Source organism: Streptomyces polyasparticus (assembly GCF_014493765.1).
Taxonomy (GTDB): Bacteria; Actinomycetota; Actinomycetes; order Streptomycetales; family Streptomycetaceae; genus Streptomyces; species Streptomyces polyasparticus.
Window position 1 is genome coordinate 26374 of record NZ_JACTVJ010000030.1, and the last position, 22268, is coordinate 48641.

Here is a 22268-nt window from a genome sequence, read left to right on the forward strand (position 1 = left end):
TCCCCGACCGGGCGACGCCGCGACCAGCGCAGTCATGGCAGGCCCGCCTCTCCCCGAAGACCACCCGGTGCCACGATGGATCGACGACGGGCCGACCACCCGCGACCGATGGCGGACGCTCGTCACCAACCGCCGCGATCTGCTGCACACGGCGCGGTAGTTCGTCGCGCACGGCGCCGGCAGGGTCCCGCGCAGCGGCCGACCGTCGCACGCGGCGACGTGACCGCGGGACGCACCACTGATCAGTTACCGGTGGGCACCGTGCCCGGCGACGAACTCCACGCCCTGGGAAGCGTGATGCCTTGCTGCTGGGCTGCCGGCCCCGGCCTCAAGGTCCAGGGCGACACGACGCGTCGAGGTCAGCCACTCGTTCGACAGCAGACATCAACGTTGATTTTCCCGGGCCGGGGCGGCGATTTGAGAGATCACTGTGCGGTGACCACGCTGGCGATGAGAGAGGTCCGGCTTCTCCCGGGGTCGATGGCGTCGAGGTACTGCGTGCATTCCTGGTCGACGTAGAGCCCTACCGAGTGACGGGGGTCGTTGTTGATGACGGATCGGGCTGCGATGGTCGGATTGCATCCTGGATCCGTGGAGAAGTTGATGATCTGCGGGGTGCCTTGGTAGTCGGGTCTCGGGTAGAAGCACACGGAACCGTTCGGACAGGACTGCTTGGTGGGGTTGGCGTGCGCTGCCGGGACGGCAGATACGACAGCGATGGCTGCGGCAACGGCGCAGTACCGGAGGGCTGTACGCGGTGAGGGCATGGGTGTCTCCTTCGATTCAGTGGATGAATTGGCGTGTGCGGGCGCGACGTTGAGTCGGCTGATGCTGCGGGGGCCGGCTTCTGTTGATCAGAGGCGTTGGCGGGGTCCGCAGTCGGTGGCGTTCTCCGTTCCCCGGCAGATGAAGATGTGGCCCGATACGGAGTTGAGCGCGGTGCGGTCCGTGGCGATGTCGACGGTCTCGGATCCGCAGACCTCGGCGGTCTTTACCGGCGCGGTGGCGGTGGTTCCGGTGGTGATCTGGGTCCAGGCCGCATAGCAGTCAGGTCCGGTGCTGGTCAGCTTCCCTTTGATCACCAAAGTGACGATGGGTGTCAGGGGGCCCGGACGTTGGAGCGATGTGGTGCCCGTTGCCGTTGCGGCACCGTGCGCGGTCGACCAGCTGCCGGGCAACATGCTGGTGGACGCCGTCGCGGGGGCGCTGGCGAGCAGCGGGAGCAGGATGGCGGTGGTGGCGGCCGCCGCGCATGCGGCCAAGGTGCGCAGGGGCATTCCTCATCTCCTTTGAGGGCTCGAGTCGGTGCTCTGGGGGCGAGCGCGGGTCCATCCGTGCAGGCCGGGGTGGGCGAGGATCTCGTCGATTGCGGTGTCGATGACGGTGGGGCGCAGTGCGGTGGGCGTGGTGAGCGTGAACGCGGCGGTGCTGCCTGAGCAGTTGAGGTCAGAGGCCTTCCACTGTGGAGGAAGTAGTGCGATCACTCGGATCGCTGCGGTTTCGGGGATGGCTTGGTCGGGGCCGCTGAGCCGAACGGTGTGCTCCGTGGTCATGGGCGGGGCCTCCTGGTGGTGGCACGGTGAGGCGCATGTCCGGGTGAGGGCCGAGGGCAGCCGGGTGGCTGCCCTCGGTGGCCTTCATGTCAGCGGGTGCTGCGGGCGCGTGAGAGCTGGGCGACGCTGGCGATCAGGGCGATGAGGATGGCGGCGCCGACGCCGTAGCGGATGGTGTTGTCGACGTCGCTGGTGATCAGGGCGACTTCGGCGCCGGCCAGGATGGCGATGAGGACGGCGATCAGGGTGCGGGAGGACTTGGGCGTGGCCATGGTGGTGCTCCTTTGGGTGGGGGTGGGTGTTCAGTCGGTCAGCTTGAGGGCCTGGCGGAAGGAGAGCTTTCCGCCGGTCTGCATCAGCGCGCGGCGGTAGATCCGTTCGCTGGCGAGGATGATCAGGGCGGCTGCGGCGACGGAGACGGCCAGGGAGGCGGCGGGCTCCCACCAGGTCGTATCGCCGGCGACGATGCGGGTGGGCATGGTGATGGTCGAGGCGAGGGGGACGAAGGACAGGATGGTCTGGGCCGCTCCGGAGGCGGAGATGCCGGCGATGAAGACGATCGCGGTGATCGCGGTGACCGGGGTGGTGGTGGACTGGATGTCCTCGCTGCGGGAGGCGATCGCGCCGGCGGCGGCGAAGACGCAGGCCAGGACCACGATTCCGACGACGTAGTAGACGAGGAACCAGCCCAGTCCGGCGGTGACCTGACTGAGTGTCTTGCTCTCTCCGGCCGCCACGAGTCCGATGGCGGCCGCCGCGGTGAACGCGAGCATCTGTGCCAGCGCCAGGGTGGTGCTGCCCACGATCTTGCCGATGAGCAGGTCCCGCAGGCGTACGGAGCTGGCGATGATCTCGACGACCCGGTTCTGCTTCTCCTCGACGATGCTGGTGGCCAGGGACGTGCCGAGCAGGATCGCGGCGAGGTAGAAGAGGAAACCGAAGAAGAAGGTGGCGGTGCGCACGACGGAGCGGGGTGTGTCGCCGGGTGAGAGCAGCGTGTGCTGCAGGGTCGCGCCTTGGGTGAGGGCGTCCAAACTCGTGCCCTGTGCGGTCGCGTTGGCCTCCAGAGCGGCGGCTTGGACGGCGGCGCCGATCCAGGTGGCGGCGGTGTCGTCACGGTCGGTGTTGCCGAGCAGGGTCCAGCCCTGGTCGGTGCGTACGAGGCCGGCTTCGACGTCGCCGGAGCGGACCGCGTCGCGAACCTGTGCTGCAGAGTCCTCGGCGCGCAGGGTGATGGTGACGTCCTGGCCCGCCTGGTCGGCGAGGATCTCGGCCTGTTTGATCAGTTGAGTGCTTTCTGTCCCGACGGCTGCGACGGAGATCTTGCCCATGGTGGAGGCGAGGTAGACCTGCAGGCCGACGGCGCCGATGATCAGGGCGAGGGTGACGAGGGTGGACACGATGAAGCCGCGGTCGCGGAGCTTCACGGTGATCTCGCGGGCGGTGACGATCCGCCAGGCGGCCTCGCGGCGCTCGGGCGCGGGGGGCGTTTCGGGGCCGGTCGGCTCCAGGTCGGGGGTGGGGGCGGGCTTGGTGGTGGTCACGGTGCTCATGCGGCCGTCATCTCCCGGAATACGTCGGCGACACTGGGGACGATTTCGGCGAACTCACGGACGGGGCCCCGGCTGAGGGCCTGGGTGAGCAGCCGGTCGGCCACGTCGTCGGTGGCCAGTTCAAGCAGCGCGGTGCCGGGTGCGGCGCTGATGACGCGAACGCCGTCGACGCCGTGCAGCCAGGTCATATCTCCATGGCCGACCAGGCGGTGGCGCACCCGGCCGCGGCGGCGCAGGGACTCGGCGGTGCCGGTTGCCAGGACGCGGCCGGCTGCCTGGATGACCAGGTCGTCGCAGAGCCGTTCGACGAGCTCGAGCTGGTGGGAGGAGAACAGCACCGGGATGCCGCGGGCGGTGTGCTCGCGCAGCAGCTGGGCCATGCTGTCGACCGCGTGCGGATCGAGTCCGGAGAACGGCTCGTCCAGAACCAGCAGTTGGGGCTCGCCGATGAGGGCGGCGGCGATCTGAACGCGCTGCTGGTTGCCCAGGGAGAGCGCCTCAAGGCGTTCGTCGCGCTTGTCGGCCAGCGCGAGGCGCTCGATCAGGTCGGTGGCTGATCGGTGCGCCGCCTGCGCGCTCAGTCCGCGCAGCCGTCCCAGGTAGACCAGCTGGTTGAGCACCGGCTGCTTGGGATAGAGGCCGCGCTCTTCGGGCATGTAGCCGAATCCGCGCCGGGCCTGGCTGGTGGCGGGTGCGCCGTTCCAGCGGATCTCTCCGTCGGTCAGCGCGAGCACGCCCATGATCATGCGCATGGTGGTGGTCTTTCCGGCGCCGTTCCCGCCGACGAAGCCGGTCATCCGGCCGTCGTCGACGCGGAAGGAGACATGGTCGACGGCGCACCGGTCGCCGAAGCGTCGTACCACGTGGTCCAGTTCCAACATCAGTGTGTCTTCCTCCCGCTGGGGGTGGTTGAGGGGTGGCCCGTCGCGGCGGGCCGGTGGGTCAGGGCAGAGGGTGGGGCGGTGCGTCCCGGTGATCGTCGAGGCGTGCGGGGCAGCCGGTGCGCTGGGGTGCGGTGTGCATGCGCTGGGGGTGCCAGCTCCACTGGTGCCGTTCGTCCATGCGCAGGTTCTGGTAGCCGGCCGGGATGACTTTGACTGCGTGCCAGCCCATGGCCGCGACGGGCAGGGGCAGGCGGGGCGTCAGGTCGACGACCAGCGGGTCGGCGCCGTCGGCGAGGACGGCGTCGGTGAGCGTGCGGGTGGTGATCTGGCCTTGTTCCATGGGCTGGGTGGCCGGGGTGAAGCCGGCGACCCAGTCCCGTACGGCGGCGTAGGCCTGGGGGGTGCACAAGTAGTCGATGCGGTCGTGTTCGGTGATGATCGGCCCGCCCTGTCCGGTTGCGGTGGCCCGCGGGGTGTTGTGCAGCGCGGTACGTACCTGCCAGGCCTCCTGCAGGGCACCGAGCAGCGCCTCATGGGGGCGGCCGGAGGCTTTCATTCCGACGGTCGCCAGCGCGCCGGGGCGCTCTGGTTCGACGAGGCAGGCCACGACGCACCACAAGCCGGGGACCGCCGTGGGGATGTACGCGAGGGTGGGGGTGATGTCGGCCTGCAGGGCCTGCTGCCACAGGGCGAACAGGGCGGTCTGGGCAGGGTTTTCGGAGTTGCCGGAGAGCGGGGCGACCGCGTGCGTGGGGTCGGTGTATGCCGGCAGGGCCAGTTGACGCCCCCAGGCGGTGGTGAAGGCGTCCCGTTCGACGATCTCCACCAGGGCCGAGCGCAGCGCCATGTCGTGGCTGTTGCCCGCGGCCGCGCCGGAGGGGCTCGGGTCGAACAGCTCGGTCGCTGTGGCGACGGGCCAGTCGACGAGGCCTGCGGGCACCAGCACGGTGGCGTGGTCACTGAGGCGCCGTGCCGGATACCAGGTCAGGGGCGTGTCCGCGGCCTTGGGATGGGCCAGCGCAGCCTGCGGCGCGTCAAATGCGGGTCGTCCCAGGTCGGCGGCCTTGGCGGTGCATGCGTACACGCCGGGGTCGGGGTGCAGCGCACGGCGTTCGACGGCTTCGCCCGCGCCGCGGACCAGGGCGTCGGCGCGGGAGTGGCCGTGGGCGCCGGCGACGGCGGCGGACAGTGGCACCTGGTCGCTGTCCATACCGTCGACGGGGTGGAGCGCGACGGCCGCGCTCCACAGTGGGTTGGTGTTTTGAGGCGGGGTCAGGGCGTAGCCGGCGGCGATGCCGGTGTGCGGGGCGAGGGTGCGCGGAATGTCGATCATCATGCTGCTGCCGCGATCTTCGAGGTGCCCGGTCCGCTCGGCACGCGGGTGGGCAGGAAGGGCAGCGGGTCACTGCCGTCGTCGAGTGCGCTCAGGGCGAGGAGCACGCCGCAGGAGCCGGTGGCCAGGTCGGTGGAGAGCCGGTAGCCGTTGTCGCCGAGGAAGTCGATGCGGCCGGGCTCAATGGCCATGGCTTCCCAGCGCAGCGCATCGAGATGGTCGCTGATGCGGTGCGTGTCGTGGTCGAGGAGCGCGAACAGGGTGCCGGAGCGGCCGTTGAACAGGCCACAGGGGACGGCAAAGTGGGTCTGCACGGTGTCCAGCAGCTGACGGTGCGCCTTGGTGAGGTCGGCCTCTGGACGGTGCTGGATGATCGCGCGGGTGACAAGGGCCAATCCGGCACTGCCGACGAGGCCGGGGCCCAGGCGCTGGCGGCTGTCCGGTTCGTCGAGGTCGATGGTGTTCAGGTCGGCGCGGAGTTCGGCGACGGCGGCGTCGAGGTGGCGCACCTGGCCGGTGTGCTCGAACAGGCGCAGCAGGAACAGGGCGTGGCCGGCACGGCCGTGGACGAGGCCGACCCTCTTGGGTCCGGTGGTGGAGTCCTCCAGGTCGCTCACGCGGTTGGCGAGGGTGCGGGCCATGTCGAGATAGGGCTGTTCGCCACGGCGCCGTGCCAGGTGCAGGGCGGTCAGGCCGAGGCCGGCCCAGCCGTTGGCGAGGGAGGCGCCGACTCCTGCGGTGGGGGTGGCGAATGCCCGGTTCATCAGTGCGGTGGCCTCGTCGGTGCGGCCCAGGTGGTCCAGGGTGTAGGCGATGCCGGCCAGGCCGGTGAAGAAGCCGGGTCCGTCGGTGTCCGCGTCACGGCTGTGGTCGACGAGCCACTGCACGTGGGATTCGGGGACCTCGTAGCCGGCGCGGTCCAGGGCCCACAGCACGCCGGCGGCCCCGTAGGCGAAGGTGAGACCTCCGTCGGGCGCGAGGAACTGCATGGCGTCGCCGGGGTAGAGGCGGTCGTGCCGCTCTGGAGTGGCGACATCGAGTATCGAGCGGGCGATGGTGTCGCGTACGGCGGCGTCGGGGGCGGCGGTCCAGGAGCCGGAGAGGTTGCGCTCGGCGGTGAGGACCTGAGGGCCGAGTCCTTCTTCGATGCGCGCGACGAAGTCGGCTGGCAGGTCGAAGTGTTCGGTGGCGGCCTCGAGGAGGGTGCGGACCTTGGCGACGCCCCACGGCACGATCTGCGGCATCGGGACGAACATGGTCAGCCGCAGCACGTTGAGGGCGAACAGGTCGATGGCCGCGCCGGTGAGGTGGTGGGGGGCGTGGAAGCCGAGTGCACCCATGGCCTGGGGGCGGTTGTCCTCGACGGCGGTGGACGTTTCCATGTCGATGAACGCGATGGTGTCGTCGTCCTTGACCAGGATGTTGCCTGGGTGCAGGTCGCCGAAGACGACGCCGCGGTCGTGCATGGCGGCCACCCCGTCGGTGACCTGGTCGAGGATGTGCAGGGCCCAGCGGGTGTACGCGGCGCGGCTTTCGGGTGTGTTGTCGGTGCTGTTGAAGGGGTGGCGGGCGCGCAGCACGTCGATGAGGGGCTCGCCTTCGACGAACTCGCGGGCCAGGAACCGGTGTTCGTGACCGTCGCGGTAGTCCACGACGGTCGGCACGGTGGGCAGTCCGGCGAGCTTCGCCAGCGCCCAGTGTTCGCGTTCCATGCGGGTGACCGCGTCGTCGCCGCTGGCGTCCAGGCCGGCCAGCGGACGGGCTTCCTTGAGCAGCACCTCGGTGTCGGTGCGCTTGTCGAGGGCGCGGTAGACGCCGCCGCCGTTGGAGAAGTGCAGGGCCTTGTAGACGCGGAAGGGAAAGTCCTTGAGCGTGGCCTGCTTGCGCTGGGCGTGCGCCGTGGCCAGGAAGTCGGGCAGGGTGACCCACTCCGGCGGGCGGAAGGCCGGCCGGCGCACGTCGGGGACCATGTCACCGTCGGGGTTACGGATGCCGGGGACCAGGGCGCCGTTGGCGGCGCGGGCCATCATCAGCACGAAGCCGCCGTAGCGCACGAACAGCGGGCCCTCGTTCCAGCGCAGGTCGCTGAGTATGTACGGGGCGGGCGTGCCGCCGACCAGGTCCTCGAGCTCGTTGAGGGTGCGCTCCAAGGCAGTGTCGTTGGGCGGGTAGATGGTGATGAACTTGCCGCTCGCGCTGCGGTCGCCGTACTTGCTGCCGCGGCGGCCGAGGATCTCCTGGTTGGAGATGTACTTGTACATCAGGCCGCGCTCGGCGCAGTAGGGGGCGACGGTGTCCAGCAGATCGGCGGCGTTGTCGGGGGATGCGGAGACGTGGATCTTCCAGCCCTGCTCGGGGATGTCGAGATCGGGCGGTGTGCAGACCGTCCACTCCCGTCCGCGGGTCACCGTCCAGCCGGGGCCGGGGATGCGGCCCGCGTGGAAGTCCTGGTCGGCGGCGCCGTCGTGGTCGGGGGCGTCGTAGAAGAGGGAGTCCTCGCGGCAGAAGTCGAGGAAGCGGAAGTCAAGCACGATACGTCTCCTGGCCGGGGTGCGTACGGTGCGCCGCAGGGCGGCGCTCGGGGTAGGTGGATGGGGGTCAGAACGGGTTGAACGGGCTGATGTAGTTGCGGTAGGCGACTTCCCACAGGGGCATGCGGCCGGTATTCACCTCGGCTGCGCCGGAGGTGCGGGACAGCTGGTCGCCGGTGGTCATTCGGTAGGCGATGACGGGCAGTTCGGGATCGCCGTCCAGGCGGAGCGGGAAGAACGCGGACAGCGGGGCGCCGACCTGGCTCGGAGGCTGGGCGGTGATGGTCGCGGTGCCCAGGGTGGGGCTCAGTACGGGGCCGTTGGCGCTGAGGGTGACCTGCTGGCCGGGCTGGATGCGGTCGGTGTCGGTGCCGTCCATCAGGACCAGGTCGATGCCGTCGGGGCGGGCTACGAAGGCGGCAGACACGGTGTGCGGGACGGGCCACCAGGCCAGCGCGGCGGCGGCCGCGGCCAGTGCGACGCTGACGGGGACGACGCGGTGTGGCGCGGCGCCGGCGGCGCGGACCTCGGTGGCGAGTCGGCGCAGTCCGCGCAGCAGGAAGTAGGCGAGGTAGGAGACGCCGGAGGCGGCGAGGCAGATACCGAAGAGTCCGCCGCGCTGCAGCAGGTCGATCCACAGCTGCAGGGCGGTGGACAGCAGGTACAGGGGGAAGGCCATACAAGCCAGCCCGTACCAGGTGGTCCAGCGGGTGTTCAGTTCACGGCGGTAGGTGCCGCCGAACAGCAGGCGGGCGATGGCGCGTCGGGCGTCGGTGATGGCGCGGTCGCGCAGGTAGGGGATGTCGACGTGGCTCATCAGGGCGATGTAGCCGTCGAGTTTGATGAAGGGCAGCAGGTTCAGCAGGCCGGTCAGGTAGCTGCCGAGGGCGAAGAAGACGAGGGTGGTCTTCAGACCGGAGGGCGCCAGGGGCAGGGCGAGGAGGGCGGCAAGACCGGCCAGGAATGTCTGCACCGCAGGCCCGGCGAGGGCGACATGGACGCGCTGGCGTCGCTGCGGGAGTCTCCAGGAGTCGGAGACGTCGCAGAAGAAGGCGGGCATCAGGTAGAAGATCATGATCCCGATGCGGGAGGGCCGTCCGCCGTAGCGGATGAGGGTCGCGGCGTGTCCGAGTTCGTGGATGGACGTGCCGGCGATGAGTCCGAACAGGATGCCGGCGTAGGTGAGGGGGGTCAGCGGTCCGGACAGGCCGGTGATGAGAGGGCCGGACTGCGCAGTGAGAGCGATCACGCCGACTACGGCGACCAGGAGGGCCGCGCCGATCAGGTAGCGGTTGCCGAGGCGGATGAACAGCGGCTGCAGGGCCTGCATGGTTCGGCCCGGCTTGAGCAGCGTGAACTGGACGGTGAACGGCGGCACCATCTTGATGCGGCGCTCGCGCGCCGGCTTGGTGTCCTCGCCGCGGTCGATCATGTCGAGTTCGTCGAGGCGGGTGACGGCCTGGTGCACCCGGGCCGGCGACCAGGTGCCGCCCATGACGCGGGCCAGGCCTTCTTGGTCGTGGGTGCCATCAAGGTGCCCGGCGAGCTCGGCGATGGCGGGGCTGACCCGGACGTAGCGTGGGCCACGCTGCAGCACCCACGTGCCGCCCTCGCCCATGGGCGGGTGAATCTCGGTGCCCGGTGCGCGGGTCGGCCGCTGCACAAGCTCGTCGGGCGCAGCAGTTGGTGCGACGGTGGCTGTCACGGTGGGTTCCTTCGGCGTACGGGGCTGCAGGGAGTGGAGGGTGGAGGGGCGCCCCCGCCTCGGCCCGGCTCAGGTCGGGCTCCCGGCCGTAAGCCGGGCCGAGGCAGGGTCTGCGGAGTTACCGAAGACCTAGTGAGGAGTCCTCACTGGGGGTCGCGTCCTTACGGATTCGCCCGTGGTGCTTAGGTGAGGGCGATGGAGGTGGCGACGGCCGAGGCGGCCGAGGCGCCGATGGAGACGCCGGTCCAGAAACCGGGGGCCTCCAGGGCCTCGAGCTCCTGCATCTCCAGCTCCACGTCCGGCGTACCGGCGGTGACCTGCTCGTCGTTCTTGTCGATGTCAGCCATGAGGCGTCCTTTCAAAGAAGGGGTGTGGGTCTGGTCGGAGAGGGGGGATCAGGTGAGCAGCGCGCCGGCCGAGACGAGGGTCGCGCCGACGCTGACGCCGATGCTGGTGGCCCAGCCCGGCGCCTCCAGCGCCTCCAGCTCCTGCATCTCCAGCTCGGTGACGTCCAGGTCCTGCAGTTCCGTCTCGACCGGGTTCGTGTCGCTCATCGCGTACTCCTGGTTGGGTTGTGGTGTGATCCGTCCGGCGAGGGCTCACTCAGACGGGTGGTGCTCCAACACGGCCCGCACTTCAGTGCGCCGTGGTGGTCTTGGAGACCGCCGCGGACACCGAAGCGGTGTCGGCGGCTGGGTGTCGCCTGCTCTTAGGTGAGGGCGATGGAGGTGGCGACGGCCGAGGCGGCCGAGGCGCCGATGGAGACGCCGGTCCAGAAACCGGGGGCCTCCAGGGCCTCGAGCTCCTGCATCTCCAGCTCCACGTCCGGCGTACCGGCGGTGACCTGCTCGTCGTTCTTGTCGATGTCAGCCATGAGGCGTCCTTTCAAAGAAGGGGTGTGGGTCTGGTCGGAGAGGGGGGATCAGGTGAGCAGCGCGCCGGCCGAGACGAGGGTCGCGCCGACGCTGACGCCGATGCTGGTGGCCCAGCCCGGCGCCTCCAGCGCCTCCAGCTCCTGCATCTCCAGCTCGGTGACGTCCAGGTCCTGCAGTTCCGTCTCGACCGGGTTCGTGTCGCTCATCGCGTACTCCTGGTTGGGTTGTGGTGTGATCCGTCCGGCGAGGGCTCACTCAGACGGGTGGTGCTCCAACACGGCCCGCACTTCAGTGCGCCGTGGTGGTCTTGGAGACCGCCGCGGACACCGAAGCGGTGTCGGCGGCAGCCGGCTTGGTGGCCTCGGCGAGGAGCGTGCGCAGGTCGGCGGCGCTCAACTCGGCGAGGATGGGAAGGCCTGCTCCCCAGGCTCGGATGGTGGCTTGGGCGGCTCGGGCGATGTCCGTGGTGTTCGCGGTGACGGTCCGGTTGATGTGCCACTCGTCGATGAGTTGGAGGAGTCCTTGCGCGGGGTCGGGGTCGAGCCATGCGGCGCCGTGGCGCAGGTGGGCCCACAGGCGTCGGATGCGGTGGGGGCTGCCCAGGCGGGTGTCGCCTGCGAGGGTGCGGCGCCACAGCACCGGCCATAGGGCGGAGACGGTGCGCATCTTGGGCAGGTTCACGGTGGTGGACAGTTCGTTGGCGATGGCCCAGCACTTGACCGAGTAGGGGTTGCGGCCCTGGTTGGTGTGTCCGAGCTGGCTCTCGGCGCTCATTTCGGCGATGCGTAGGCGCAGTTCGTCGGGGATGGGGCGGTGTTCGCGGCGCAGGGCGGCGACTTCGTACCCGGCGACGAGGATCCGGGCGGCGAGCGCTTCGACGGCCTGGTCGGGCAGGAGGAGTTCGGTGGGGTCGCCGGCATAGGGGCTCACCGTGCGAAAGAGGGCCTCCAGGACGCCGTCGGCGATGAGGTGGTCGGGCAGGGTGGCGGTGGCTTCGGGAGCCCACAGGGCCGCGACGGGGCGCAGGCACGGTCCCAGGGCCAGGTGTTTGGCGTGGTTCTTGGTGAAGCAGGCGACGGTTCCGCGTTCGCTGCCGGTGCCCAGGGTGGTCGGGATGGCCAGCACGCGAACGTGGTCGCCCAGGGAAGGGGGCAGGATCACGAAGCCGCTGCGCTGAGGGGCGGTCAGGTAGCGGATGGCGCGGGGGTACTGGGCGGTCAGGGCGGTGAGTTTGGCGAAGTCGAGGATGGTGCCGCCACCGATCGAGACGATCAGTTCGCGGTGGGTGAGCCGTGCGGCCAGTTCTGCGATGGCGTCCAGGCCGCCGGCGTCGGTGAGGGTGAGGGTCCTCGCGGTGATGCCGGCGCGGGCGATCTGAGCGAGAGCCAAGGTGGTGACGGGCTGGTGGGCGACGGCGGGGTCGGTCAGGACTGTGACGGCGGCGGGACGGTCGCGGCGCAGCCAGGGCGCGAGGTGGTCAAGGCCACGCAGCGGGGCGGGGGCCGGCGGCAGGGTGGGAGGGGCTGTGTGGTGTTGCTGGTCGCTCCGCGGCGGCGTGGCGCGGTGGCGGAGGCTGCGGGGCGCGACGGTCGCGGCGGCAAGAGGCATGGGGGCGGGGTCCGGGATCTGGTGGGCAGGCGGGTGTGGGAAGGCGGTGAAGTCAGTACTCACATCAGCTCCTTGGCCACTTGAGGTCGGATGCCTGCGTCGGATTCGGGGGGCCTGCCTCGGCCCGGCTCGCTGGTGGGAGCAGGGCCGAGGCAGGTGCTGCGGCCGGGGAATGTGCCGCAGCGGGCGAGCGCAGCTCGCGCTGGGTGCGCTCCGGTGTGGGCCTTCGGTCCTCGGGGCGCCGAGGTCGGTTGGCTGCCGGGTGCCGGTGCGCAAGGTCAGGGTCGGCTCAGGTCGCGATGACGACGGAGGCGCTGACGGCCGTGCCGATGGACACACCGGTCCAAAAGCCCGGGGCTTCCAGAGGCTCGAGTTCCTGCATCTCCAGTTCGGTCTTGGCGGCGTCCAGCGGGTCGGCCTGGAGGATGTCGGCGGTGGGCTTCTGCTCGGTCATGGTGGGCGTCCTTCTGTGTGGGTGAGGGCGGGTGCTGGACCGGGCGGTCAGCCGCGGGCTTGGGATCGGGCGGTGGAAATCAGGGAGGTGAGGCCGGCTTCAACGCACGTGATCAGTTCGTCGACCTCGGCGTCGCTGTAGGTCAGGGCGGGGACGAGCTGGATGCCTGCGGGGCCGGGATGGACGATGGCTCCGGCGCGGCGGATCTCGGCGACGAGGTGGGCTACGCCGTGCGGGCCCAGGCTGGGTCCGCCGCGGCGGCCGATCTGCAGGGTGCGGAAGCATCCGCGGCCTGCTGCGCCGGTGACCAGGGGATGGTGGGCGACGAGGTCGTCTATGGCCTCAGCGAGCCGGGCGGCGACACGCTGACCGGCGACGACGGCATCCAGGCGGTGCATTTCGCTCAGCGTGGCGCTGATCGCCGCGCTCGGGATGGCGGTGCCGCCTTGGGTTTCGGCGTGGGTGAGGATCGCGTCGTAGCGGGTGAAGGCGTCGGCGATCTGGTGGGAGAACAGGACGGCGGAGGCGGGGCAGGTGCCGTTGGTCAGGCCCTTGGAGCTGATCAGTACATCGGGCGGGCTGGGCCAGGTCTGGGAGGCGAAGAAGGTGCCGGTGCGGCCGAAGCCGGTGGCGACTTCGTCGGCGACGAGCAGGTAGCCGGTTTCGTCGCGCAGCGCCACGAGTTCGGCGATGTACTGCTCAGTCAGTTCGATCGTGCCGCTGCCCAGGACGGGTTCCACGACGACGGCGGCGATGCGATCGCCGCTGTGTTTGATCAGGGCGCGCAGTTCGTCGACGTCATTGGGGGCGATGTGCCGGATCAGACGCTGGTCGACGCCGTAGACGCGCTGGCCGAGGTCTTCGCCGGTGAGGGCGAATCCACCGAAGGTCAGTCCGTGGAAGCTGCCGCGCAGGGCGACGACCAGGTTGCGTTCCGGGCGGCCGGCCAGGCCCTGGTATTGCCGGACGAGTTTCATCGCGGCGTCGTTGGCGACGCCGCCGCCGGAGGAGAACAGGACGCGGGCGTAGTGGTCGGGTCCTGCCACGGCGATCAGGTTGTCGGCGGCCTGGCGGGCGTAGGTGTTCTCGAAGCGGAAGGAGTGCAGGTAGGAGGCTTCGGTGGCGGCGTGGGCGATGGCTTGGGCGATGGCGGTGTTGCCGAAGCCGAGGTTGGCGTTCCACAGACCGCTGTCGGCGTCCAGGACGGTGCTGCCGTCCGCGAAGGTGATGCGGTGGCCGTGGGCGCTGACGGCGCATCGGCTGTCGTCGCCGTGGATGCTGGGGGGAATGAGGTAGGGCCACAGGGTGCTCATCGGCTGCTCACCGCCGTCAGCAGGGTGATGCGGTGACGCTCGCTGGTGCCGGGCAGTTCACGGTGTCCGACCAGTTGGAAGGAGGCTGCGGCGAGTTCGGCCTCGACCTGGGCGCGGCTGAGGGTGTTGACCTCGTCGGTGGCCACCGTGACGGTGCTGGAGGCGTCGGCCGGGATGATCGTGACGCGGCGGGTGGGGGCGTCGGTGGGCCAGTACTCGTACAGGTCGTAGCTGGTTCCGCTGAGGCCTTGGACGCGGGCGCAGACCTCGGTGGGTCCGTCCACGTCGCCGCGTTCGATGACGGAGAGGGTGAAGTGGCCGTCCTCGGTGAGGTGTTCGGCCACCGAGCGGTACAGGCCCACGCGGCCTTCGGCGTCCAGCAGGGACAGGGAGGTGGTGCCGAGGATGATGTGGGCGAAGCGTCGGCCGAGGCGGAAGTCGGCCATGTCCCCAAGGATGACGGTGCAGCGCCGGCGTACCGGGGGCGGGATGGTGGCGAGCCGCTCCTCCAGCTTGCTCAGCATGGAGCTGGACAGGTCCAGGGCGGTGACCTCGTGGCCCAGGGAGAGCAGCGGGAGGGTGAAGCGGCCGGCGCCGGCGGCCAGGTCCAGGACCGGTCCGCCGGTGATGCGGACGGCCGCAGCGATCTCGCGGATCTCGAAGGCGTCGGCGGCGGCGAGGTCGTCGTAGAAGGCGGCGCCGTGGGCGTCGTACATCCCGCAGAGGTGGACGCGGTCGGCCAGTTCGGTGATGCGGCGGCCGGCGAGGCCGGGCGGCAGGGTGGGGGCGATCGTGGTCATCGGGCACCTATCGGAAGGCGGGTGTCGTCGGCGGGGTGGAAAGCTGGTACGCCCAGGGGCACGTCGCGGGCGGCGAAGAAGGAGCGGACCTGGTCCAGAACGTGTGGGTCGGTGAACTGGTCGGCGTGGTCGCCTGCGGCCAGCAGGCATTCCACGGCAGCGGCGACGGTGTGGTTGACGGTGAAGATGCGTCCGTCCGCGGCGGCCACATACGCCTGCTGTGCGGTGGACAGCACCAGCGGCAGCTCGGCGTCCAGCAGGTCGGCTTCGGCGCCTGCGGCGGCCAGGCCGGCGGTGAGGCGGCCGCCGAATCCGGAGACCTGCAGGCCGAGGACGTTTTGCGCGGTCAGTACCCGCAGCGCTTTGACGGCCGCGAGGTAGCGTCCCAGGTAGGGACGGACCAGCAGGGCCGCGGTGCGGGCCTCCTCGGGCAGCACGGCCCCCAGGGTCACCGCGCAAGGCGCCTCACTGACGGCATTGATGCGGTCGAATCGCTGGGTGAGAGTGGTGAGATCGTCGCCTGCCTGGCCCAGCGCGGTGCCGCCCGGCGACAAGGAGATGGCCCCGTCGTGGTCGACGTACAGGCGCAGGGTGGGCCCGTCGACGGCACCTGGGCTGCCGAGCGCCGAGGTGTCGGCGAGCAGCACGGAAGGGGTGGTGAGGAAGGCAGGGAAGACGCCTTCGGCGAAGGCTCGGTCGGCGTCGCCCAGGAAGGCGGCGAAGTCGTCCAGGGTGAACAGGCGCACCAGCGTGGGGCCGAGCACCGTGATGTAGGCGCTGGAGGCGTAGTCCTGGGTCTGCAGGTAGAAGTCTTCGCCGAGGCAGAAGTCCGCGCCGGGTTCGGTCAACGAGCCGGTGTAGCCGACCTGCTGGGGATGCCGCGGCGGTGCACCGGTATCGGGTGCGAAGACGAGGGTGCCGGGGCCGATGAGGCCCGATGCGGCGACCGCGTCGAGATGGGCGCCATCGGCGAGGACGATCGTGGCGGTGGAGGCGGCAGGCACGTGGGCGGGGCGTGCGCTTCCTGATCCCCACGACATGATGTGCTCTTTCGCGCGTCTGCGCGCGGTGGTGTCCATGGCAGTCTGGTCCTTCGATTCCCTGGGGTAAGGGCCGGGCTACGGCGCGGTGCGGAGGATGGCGGTCAGGTCGTTGAGGGCCTCCTGGGGGCCGAACATCTTGTTGACGCCGACGGTGTTGAGGACGATCTCGTCGACGCCGGCCTCGCTGAACTCGGTCAGCTTTTTGACGACGGTGTCGAGGTCGCCGGTGACGAAGCCGCCCGTGTCGATGACGCCGCGCGCGATGGCATTCAGATCGCCGCTGGTGTCGACGCCGGCCTTGCGGAGCATGTCCTGGTAGTGCGGGGCCTGCAGGTGGGCGGTGTTGCTGGCCAAAACGAGCCGCTCGGGGTCGGTGTCCTCGCGGGTGATGCCGACGGGCACCATCGCCACGATCCGCGGGCGCTGGGTGCGCCCGGCCTTGGCCATGCCTTCCTCCACAGCGGGGATGATCACGTCGCGCAGGTATCCGGGCGGCGTCAGCCAGGTGATGACCACGTCCGCCACTTCACCCGCGAGTCGGGCCATGCCCGGCCTGAGCACGCCGAGCCCGACGTCGACCCGCGGCGCCAGAGCCGGGGCCAGCTGCGCCTGGAAGGTGAACTCGCCATCGCAGTCGGCCACTTCGCCGTCCAGCAGGGTGCGCACCGACTGCAGGTATTCGCGTGCCACCTTCAGCGGGCTCTCGTACGGGGCGCCGCGCAGGTATTGCTGGAAGGCGCGTCCGCCGGGCCCGAATCCGGCGATCACCGGGTGTCCGGTGGCCAGGGCCACCGATCGGGCCTGGGTGGCGGCCTCGTAGGGGTGCCGCAGCGGCATCAGCGTGACGCCGAAGCCGACCGGTACCCGAAAGCCGGCGCCGGCCACCCCGGCGAAGGTCTGGTGGGGCTCCAGCAGCATCGACTGCCCCTGCCACAACCGCACGGCGGGCGTCCAGTTCACCAGTCCCGCGAACGGCAGCACCTGCTCGAGGCGGCGCGGCACATTGGGGATAAGAACTGAATAATCCGTCATGACAACACAAATCTCTCTCTCGTAGGCACACGGGTGCCCAAGGCTGTGGATGCAGGGAGGTTGGTGCTGCGGGCACAGGGCCCGAGGTGGGCCGCGCTCGCGATGCGGGGAGCGTCAGGGCCCGAAGGCTTCGGTCCGCGGTGGTCAGCCGCCGGCCGGTCTTACGGCTTGGGCGTGCCCCAGTCGTTGGTCTGAGGGGTGGCCACGATCTCTTCCACGATCTCGATTGCCGTCTGCGCCGCGTGCTGCGGCAGTCCGTCCAGCAGCCCGCGGGCAGACAGCTCCTGCGCCGCGGCGGCGTGCGGCGCGGGCTGCGGGGCGGAGGCCTGCGCGGCCGCCTGACCGGTCAGGAACAGCAGTCCGGTCGCGGCGACCGTCACGGCGACACGAGCGCTGCGTCGACCCAGACCGTTCTTCACCCCAGCGATGCGGTTCACGTTGTTTCCCCCAACTGTCCTGAGTAGTTCGTTCGTCCCCTTGCGGTGTTTCTTCCTTGCGAGGACAACTCTGCCTGGATGGGAACTGCCAATCGAGATGGATTGCGCGCAGCATGCTGCGCCATGCCCCTTCCGCATCCGGAAACCTCGTGGACCCTGCCGGCAGGCGCCCCGACGTGTCCGCAACGGTGAAGCCGGCAGACGAGTCGCTACTCGACGCGTTGGTGCCGCTCCTCGCCTTCACGACGGCTTACGCCGGGGTGTCGCGTGGCCGTCGGATGCCCGCAGCCTTGGAGGCTGCGGGGCGCGGGGAACACGCCTGCGTCGTGACGCACACCAGCCCCGATGCGTGGGCGCGACAGCAGCGGCGGGCAGAACTGTTCTCTGCGCCTCAAGTGGTCTCACGACGGTGCAGATTCTCGCCGTGAAGCCAGGCCTGACAGCATGCCCAGGTGGAGATCTTCGAGGTCGACCCTGGATAGGCCTCGGCCGGAAGTTCCAGGGCAGCGACGGAGTACACCGACCGTCGACGTTCTCTGCCTTTTTGCCCGCCGCGACGACTGACTGCCCGCGGGCAGGTCGTTGTGGACGCGGGGTGCGGGGCCGGCCTGGTGACTGTGGCGGCCCTTGAGGCCGGAGCTCACCATGTCATCTCCCAGGATTACGACGGTGCCGCTCTTTCTGATACGGCTCGCAATGTCACGGACCTTCTTGGCTCCGAGGCCCGCAACCGTCTGACCCTCTGGGAAGCGGACTGGAGCCAACTCGCCCCCATGCATGCTGATGTGCTGGCCGTCAACCCGCCTCAGCGTCCCGCGGCACTGCTGCCAGACGTACCAGAAGACGAGCGTCATCTGCACGATGGCGGAGGCGTGGACGGCTTGGCTGCCCTGCGCATGGTCTTGGCGCACGCGAGTACCGCTCGTGTGCGGAGCACGGCAGCAGAGGTCCTGAACGTTGCGGCCATGGACCCATCACCTTGGGCGATGCGGAAAATTGCCAGCGCGGAACTGCCCTTCGATCCGGCCTGGCGCAGCGTCCTCCCCCAGGGCCAAGGAACCGTTGACGTCTGGGAGTTCAGCCAGCCCGCCTCGCCTGCACGTCCGTAAGGCGGGCCGCTCAGCCCTTCGAGATCAAGGCGGTGAGCGGGCACGCCACAGCGGACAGAGCGAACAAACCACTCACCGGACTCAGCAAGAGATGTACCTGGATGACCGCTACCCGGGCAGCGTGAACGGCGCGGTCATGCGGTCTCAGGACTGCGCAGGCGGGCTGGGGACCGCATATTTCAAGTTCGAGGAATTCCCGCGGCCGGACACCGCGAAGAAGATACGCACCACCATCGCCTCACAGGATGCACGCCGGCTGCTGACGGCATTTGCCGCCGCCTCCACCACTCGACACGGATGCCCGACGCACTGAGCAGCTCGCCACAGGAGCAACCTGTCTGATCACTGGGTGAAGATCGAACTTGAGGTCGCCGGCATCCATGTGGCGCGCCTTCAACGATGGGTCTCCCGACCGCCTGGTCTTGGCGCACGCGAGTAGGGGTCTGAACCTTGGAACCGCGAACTACGAGCTGAACAGCGCCACCGCTCCGATGGTGAGCAGAGCCACGACGGGCAGCATGTCGGCCCAGATGAATTCCCATCGCTGCTTGACCACGGTTCGGTCGTCAAGATGCTCGGGTCGCACGGCACCCCTGGCAGTCTTGATGGCGCGAGCAGCCCTGATGATCAATCCCCGGCCGCGCATCGAGAGCAACGTTTCGATGAGTGACCCACCAAACGCCGCGGGCTTGTGCTCAACCTCGCCTCGGGTGGTGATGGTCAAGCCGCCCTGGCTGTCCTCATGCACCGATACATACGCCCCCCAGGGAATCCACTCCCGACTCCACCAGTCCACGATGGTGAGGCCACGCTCCGAGATCTCGACACGGGACCTGCCGAGACGGATGTAGAGCCACGTGGAGCCGGTAAGCACGGCTCCACCCTGCACCGTCTCCCCTACGGGATCACCCCTCCTCGCAGCCACGAAGCCGAGGAAGACAACACCGACGTAGGTCGCGAGCACCGCCAAGGCCGCGAAGATGCAGAGGCTGACCCTGCGGATCGTCTTGGGCCAAGGCGCCGACTTCACGGTTGCGGTAGTCACAGAGGCCATAACACCCACTGCAAGCACCCGTGTCCAGAGCTAAATGGCCTGGCCAGGCAGGGTCCTCGGTCACCTGCCCGGGGCTACGACTTCGACAAGTACCGCCGCCTGCTGTGGAAACGCGGCATCAAACCCCTGATCGCCCGACGCGGCGTCCCCCCACGGCTCCGGACTGGGCAAGGTGCGCTGGATGGTCGAGCGCACCTTCGCCTGGCTGCACCAGTTCAAACGGCTCCGCATCCGCTACGAACGACGCGCTGACATCCACCAGGGCCTGCTCGACCTGGCCTGCAGCCTCATATGCCTGCGCCGACTCCCACGGACGGCCAGTCGCTCGGTCAGCAGCGGAGGTGGGCTTCAGCCCCATTGATACACACCATGCAGTCCTTGAAGAGCTGCAACGGAGTCTGCTGGCCGTCAACCGGAGCCAGTGCGAGCCCCCAATCCTGCAACGGCTTGGCCAGGGCGACGAACCTGAGCCCATCCGGGTCCGAGCCCCTGTAGGTCGCCAATGCCTCGAACAACGGCCTCACGCTCTCCCAGCCAGGTCCCGGGGTGAAGCGCGCCAGCAAGAACGGCTGATCACAGCCGTACTCACTGAACTCACCGACCAGGACGTCTCCCTGCACGAGCTGCCACGCGTCATCTGGTGTCCCCGTCCCCCACCGCCCAGTCGAGTTCGCATCATCGCAGTGCGTAACTCTCTGGCCAAGCGCTTCATTCTGAAACGATCAGTTAAGGCAGCGCGGCGACCAGCGTCACCACACCTGCGATCATGAAAAGACCTCCGGCCACCCGACACGTTGTCACGCTTGCGGGCCACGAACGGTACGCATAGGACATCGCTTGGAATCGCTCTGCGGCACCCCAGGCATCGAGCGCCAGGATCGTCCCGCCGGCAGTCGCGACCACTCCCCAAGTCAGTTCGAATGCGTCTCCTGTCACGATGCCGACGATAGCCGCGCGGTTGGCGAAACGGCTGTGGCAGGTGGGTAACGCCGTGGAGGAGCCGCCCTCGCCAAGGGGCTTCGTCCATGGCAGCGGATCCGCCGCCATGGAACCGCTGCCGCGACTTCTAGAACCAGCCGCGTTCCCGGGCCAGCAAAGCGGCTTGGAATCGGTTGCTGGCGTTGAGGCGGGTCATCAGGGACGCGACGTGTTTGCGGTAGGTACGTACGGAGATCCCCAGCTCGCGCGCGCCGCTTTCGTCTTTGTCCGCGTTGTAGAGCACCTTGAGGATCCGGCGCTCGATGTCGCTGGGCGGCTGGTCGTCCAGCTTCGGCAGGTCCTTGGCCATCGTCCACATCCGCTCGAAGAGCTCGATCACAGTGGCGACCAGGCCGGGCTCGCGCGTCAGGAGTGCGCCCTTGGACGTGTTGGCCGGGTCGAGCGGCGTCAGCGCCGCAGCCCGATCACAGATGATCATCCGCTCCAAGGGGTGGTGGGAGATCCGGATCTCAGCTCCTTCACCGGCGAGTTCACGCAGATAGGCAAGCGTGCCCGGGTCATCCAGGGCAGGTGCGGCCATCAAGGTGCGCATCCGCACGCCGCGGCGCAGGGTTCGCAGGTCGATGGGGCGGGAGAACTCAATGGATTCCGGACTGAGGACTCCGATGGGGTTGGTGGTCAGGTTCTCGGTGCGGACGAAGAAGGTGAGTTCGTCGATCGCGGCCCGCACGTTTTCCATGCCTTGGATCTGTTGTACGGGTGGACTGTCGGCGGTGACGCGGGGCAGCGCGGCGACTTCGCGTTCTTTGAGCAGCGAGTCGACCACGCCGCAGGCGTGTGTGGTCTCCTCCAGCTCGCTCTGTACCCGGTGCACTCGGTGTTCGATGAGGCGTTCGACGGCGCGGCCGGGGGCGACCGGACGCAGGGCTCCGGTGTGCGTCTCGGTCGCCATGCCGAGCGCCACCAGCCGGTCGGCGATTTTGGTGTCGGTGGCCGGGTCGGGGGTGAGACTGCCTTGGCGCAGCAGTTGGCGGTAGAGGCCTTCTTCTTCGCTGGTGACACCCAGGAAGTCCAGACTGGCTTTTCTCACTGACCGCCCCTGTTCTTCTCGTGTGGTGTGTGCGGCATGGGTGATGGGGCCGCGCCGGGTCCGGTTGCTGGGACCGGGGCCGCAGGGTGTGCCTGTGGCGGACGGGCGGCGGGCGGCGGTCCGGCGGTCGTCAGCGCGCGCAGCCGTTGCAGCCTGGTGGTGAGCAGGTGCTGAGCGGTGCGCTGGCGGGCTGTGTCGGTCGGATGCCCCTTTGGGTTGGTGGCGACCCGCGTATGCAGCGCGCCGGTAGCGCGCAGCGCGGGGAGCACGTGGTGGTGGACGGTCGAGGCGGACTTCCCGAGCCAGCGGCCCAACTCGGCCCCCCAGATGGAGGCGAGCAGATCGTCGCTTGTGCCGCGCGGTGCCCGCGACTTCGCATAGAGCATCACTGCAGCAAGGCGTGCGGCATCGGCCAGCCCTTGCAGCGCAGGATCGTCCAGCAGGGTGCGCAGCGCGGTACGCAGCCGGGCGCGCATCCCGCGCCCCAGTTCCAGACTGCTGTATCGGCCCGCTCTATGCGAAGGGTGTCCCACGGCTGCCGGCTGGCTCAAGTGCGGCTCGAGCCGGTCGGTGCAGGGTGGCACCGGCGCAAGCGTGGGTGTCAGCGCAGCCATATCGCCCCCCGCATGGACATCGCAGGCACCCGCGCTCCAGCAAGGCTGCTAGGGCACATGCCGGTCTGGGGCGGTGCGGTGCTGCAAGGTCTCGGTGCGTGGCCGAGCGGCTGTTTGCCCGGGCAGGTGGGACTGGCGAGCGCGGCTTCGCCGGGATTCAATGGCGCGAAGGGCTCCGCCGGCCGTTCGCGGCGCACCGTCGATGCCAGCGTCAACTCACTGACCTGTACGTCCGGTTCCGTTGGTGCGTCCGCGTGCGCATCGCGTATCCAGGCCCTCAGCGCAGCCGCGACGTTGCCGACTGTTCCGCCCCTGGCCAGGAGACGCGGCCCGACCCTCCC

At 69.4% G+C, this 22268-nt stretch carries 27 protein-coding genes and 1 pseudogene; 4 read left to right on the forward strand and 24 right to left on the reverse strand.

Features of this window, described 5'->3' with window-relative positions:
* The first annotated feature begins 34 nt into the window (after positions 1 to 34).
* Positions 35 to 160, forward strand: a complete 126-nt coding sequence (locus tag H9Y04_RS47625; protein ID WP_268980552.1) for a hypothetical protein — start codon at positions 35 to 37, stop codon at positions 158 to 160.
* A gap of 265 nt (positions 161 to 425) precedes the next feature.
* On the opposite strand, the gene H9Y04_RS40695 is transcribed toward H9Y04_RS47625, so the two are convergent.
* From H9Y04_RS40695 to H9Y04_RS40790, 20 genes are all read right to left on the reverse strand, one after another.
* Positions 426 to 767 (reverse strand): peptidase inhibitor family I36 protein, encoded by a 342-nt coding sequence (locus tag H9Y04_RS40695; RefSeq protein ID WP_187819296.1) that lies wholly within the window; start codon positions 765 to 767, stop codon positions 426 to 428.
* Between the two features lie 87 nt (positions 768 to 854).
* The gene (locus tag H9Y04_RS40700) at positions 855 to 1277 is read right to left on the reverse strand and encodes a hypothetical protein (RefSeq protein ID WP_187819297.1); all 423 of its coding nucleotides are present in this window, start codon (positions 1275 to 1277) and stop codon (positions 855 to 857) included.
* Positions 1278 to 1280: 3 nt separating this feature from the next.
* On the reverse strand, positions 1281 to 1553 hold the full coding sequence (locus H9Y04_RS40705; RefSeq protein WP_187819298.1) for a hypothetical protein: 273 nt from the start codon (positions 1551 to 1553) through the stop codon (positions 1281 to 1283).
* Positions 1554 to 1642: 89 nt separating this feature from the next.
* Positions 1643 to 1825 (reverse strand): hypothetical protein, encoded by a 183-nt coding sequence (locus tag H9Y04_RS40710; RefSeq protein ID WP_187819299.1) that lies wholly within the window; start codon positions 1823 to 1825, stop codon positions 1643 to 1645.
* A gap of 30 nt (positions 1826 to 1855) precedes the next feature.
* The gene (locus H9Y04_RS40715) at positions 1856 to 3106 is read right to left on the reverse strand and encodes an ABC transporter permease (RefSeq protein WP_187819300.1); all 1251 of its coding nucleotides are present in this window, start codon (positions 3104 to 3106) and stop codon (positions 1856 to 1858) included.
* Entirely contained in the window at positions 3103 to 3987 is an 885-nt protein-coding gene (locus H9Y04_RS40720; protein ID WP_187819301.1) for an ABC transporter ATP-binding protein, read from the reverse strand. Before H9Y04_RS40720 ends, H9Y04_RS40715 begins: the two co-directional genes overlap by 4 nt.
* Positions 3988 to 4048: 61 nt before the next feature.
* The gene (locus tag H9Y04_RS40725) at positions 4049 to 5326 is read right to left on the reverse strand and encodes a YcaO-like family protein (protein ID WP_187819302.1); all 1278 of its coding nucleotides are present in this window, start codon (positions 5324 to 5326) and stop codon (positions 4049 to 4051) included.
* Positions 5323 to 7854 (reverse strand): class III lanthionine synthetase LanKC, encoded by a 2532-nt coding sequence (gene lanKC, locus H9Y04_RS40730; protein WP_187819303.1) that lies wholly within the window; start codon positions 7852 to 7854, stop codon positions 5323 to 5325. The genes H9Y04_RS40725 and lanKC overlap by 4 nt, the downstream gene beginning before the upstream one ends.
* Positions 7855 to 7921: 67 nt before the next feature.
* The gene (gene mpaP, locus H9Y04_RS40735; RefSeq protein WP_187819304.1) at positions 7922 to 9559 is read right to left on the reverse strand and encodes a daptide biosynthesis intramembrane metalloprotease; all 1638 of its coding nucleotides are present in this window, start codon (positions 9557 to 9559) and stop codon (positions 7922 to 7924) included.
* 182 nt (positions 9560 to 9741) lie between these two features.
* Positions 9742 to 9906, reverse strand: a complete 165-nt coding sequence (locus H9Y04_RS40740) for a daptide-type RiPP (RefSeq protein ID WP_187819305.1) — start codon at positions 9904 to 9906, stop codon at positions 9742 to 9744.
* Between the two features lie 48 nt (positions 9907 to 9954).
* The gene (locus tag H9Y04_RS40745; RefSeq protein ID WP_187819306.1) at positions 9955 to 10113 is read right to left on the reverse strand and encodes a daptide-type RiPP; all 159 of its coding nucleotides are present in this window, start codon (positions 10111 to 10113) and stop codon (positions 9955 to 9957) included.
* Between the two features lie 155 nt (positions 10114 to 10268).
* Entirely contained in the window at positions 10269 to 10433 is a 165-nt protein-coding gene (locus H9Y04_RS40750) for a daptide-type RiPP (RefSeq protein ID WP_187819305.1), read from the reverse strand.
* A gap of 48 nt (positions 10434 to 10481) precedes the next feature.
* Entirely contained in the window at positions 10482 to 10640 is a 159-nt protein-coding gene (locus H9Y04_RS40755; RefSeq protein WP_187819306.1) for a daptide-type RiPP, read from the reverse strand.
* Between the two features lie 82 nt (positions 10641 to 10722).
* Positions 10723 to 12105: a daptide-type RiPP biosynthesis dehydogenase gene (gene mpaC, locus H9Y04_RS40760; protein WP_187819307.1), complete on the reverse strand. Its 1383-nt coding sequence runs from the start codon at positions 12103 to 12105 to the stop codon at positions 10723 to 10725.
* Positions 12106 to 12331: 226 nt separating this feature from the next.
* Positions 12332 to 12496 carry a daptide-type RiPP gene (locus H9Y04_RS40765; protein WP_187819391.1) on the reverse strand — a complete coding sequence of 55 codons (165 nt, stop codon included), beginning with the start codon at positions 12494 to 12496 and terminating at the stop codon, positions 12332 to 12334.
* A 47-nt stretch (positions 12497 to 12543) separates the two neighbouring features.
* Positions 12544 to 13809, reverse strand: a complete 1266-nt coding sequence (gene mpaD, locus H9Y04_RS40770; RefSeq protein WP_187819308.1) for a daptide-type RiPP biosynthesis aminotransferase — start codon at positions 13807 to 13809, stop codon at positions 12544 to 12546.
* A complete protein-coding gene (gene mpaM / locus H9Y04_RS40775) occupies positions 13806 to 14609 on the reverse strand; it encodes a daptide-type RiPP biosynthesis methyltransferase (RefSeq protein ID WP_187819309.1) in 804 nt (267 codons plus the stop codon). The genes mpaD and mpaM overlap by 4 nt, the downstream gene beginning before the upstream one ends.
* Positions 14606 to 15688, reverse strand: coding sequence for a daptide biosynthesis RiPP recognition protein (gene mpaB, locus H9Y04_RS40780; protein WP_214662157.1), 1083 nt, complete (start codon positions 15686 to 15688; stop codon positions 14606 to 14608). The genes mpaM and mpaB overlap by 4 nt, the downstream gene beginning before the upstream one ends.
* 39 nt (positions 15689 to 15727) lie before the next feature.
* On the reverse strand, positions 15728 to 16684 hold the full coding sequence (locus tag H9Y04_RS40785; RefSeq protein ID WP_187819310.1) for an LLM class flavin-dependent oxidoreductase: 957 nt from the start codon (positions 16682 to 16684) through the stop codon (positions 15728 to 15730).
* Between the two features lie 161 nt (positions 16685 to 16845).
* Entirely contained in the window at positions 16846 to 17121 is a 276-nt protein-coding gene (locus tag H9Y04_RS40790; protein ID WP_187819311.1) for a hypothetical protein, read from the reverse strand.
* A 560-nt stretch (positions 17122 to 17681) separates the two neighbouring features.
* Here H9Y04_RS40790 and H9Y04_RS40795 point away from each other — a divergent pair.
* Together H9Y04_RS40795 and H9Y04_RS40800 are read left to right on the forward strand one after the other, a co-directional pair.
* Entirely contained in the window at positions 17682 to 18230 is a 549-nt protein-coding gene (locus H9Y04_RS40795) for a 50S ribosomal protein L11 methyltransferase (RefSeq protein WP_268980556.1), read from the forward strand.
* A 91-nt stretch (positions 18231 to 18321) separates the two neighbouring features.
* On the forward strand, positions 18322 to 18543 hold the full coding sequence (locus tag H9Y04_RS40800) for a hypothetical protein (RefSeq protein ID WP_187819313.1): 222 nt from the start codon (positions 18322 to 18324) through the stop codon (positions 18541 to 18543).
* Between the two features lie 150 nt (positions 18544 to 18693).
* Here H9Y04_RS40800 and H9Y04_RS40805 read toward each other — a convergent pair whose 3' ends face one another.
* On the reverse strand, positions 18694 to 19284 hold the full coding sequence (locus tag H9Y04_RS40805) for a hypothetical protein (protein WP_187819392.1): 591 nt from the start codon (positions 19282 to 19284) through the stop codon (positions 18694 to 18696).
* A gap of 69 nt (positions 19285 to 19353) precedes the next feature.
* On the opposite strand from H9Y04_RS40805, the pseudogene H9Y04_RS40810 reads away from it, so the two are divergent.
* Positions 19354 to 19645 (forward strand): annotated as a pseudogene (locus H9Y04_RS40810) (transposase); the annotation flags it as partial.
* A gap of 365 nt (positions 19646 to 20010) precedes the next feature.
* On the opposite strand, the gene H9Y04_RS47175 reads toward H9Y04_RS40810, so the two are convergent.
* Genes H9Y04_RS47175 through H9Y04_RS40825 form a run of 3 tightly spaced genes read right to left on the reverse strand, consistent with a single transcriptional unit; the run spans position 20011 to position 21789 of the window.
* A complete protein-coding gene (locus tag H9Y04_RS47175; RefSeq protein WP_236072049.1) occupies positions 20011 to 20331 on the reverse strand; it encodes a hypothetical protein in 321 nt (106 codons plus the stop codon).
* A gap of 19 nt (positions 20332 to 20350) precedes the next feature.
* Positions 20351 to 21313 carry a helix-turn-helix transcriptional regulator gene (locus tag H9Y04_RS47855; protein WP_187819314.1) on the reverse strand — a complete coding sequence of 321 codons (963 nt, stop codon included), beginning with the start codon at positions 21311 to 21313 and terminating at the stop codon, positions 20351 to 20353.
* On the reverse strand, positions 21310 to 21789 hold the full coding sequence (locus tag H9Y04_RS40825) for a hypothetical protein (protein ID WP_187819315.1): 480 nt from the start codon (positions 21787 to 21789) through the stop codon (positions 21310 to 21312). The genes H9Y04_RS47855 and H9Y04_RS40825 overlap by 4 nt, the downstream gene beginning before the upstream one ends.
* Positions 21790 to 22268 lie beyond the last annotated feature (479 nt).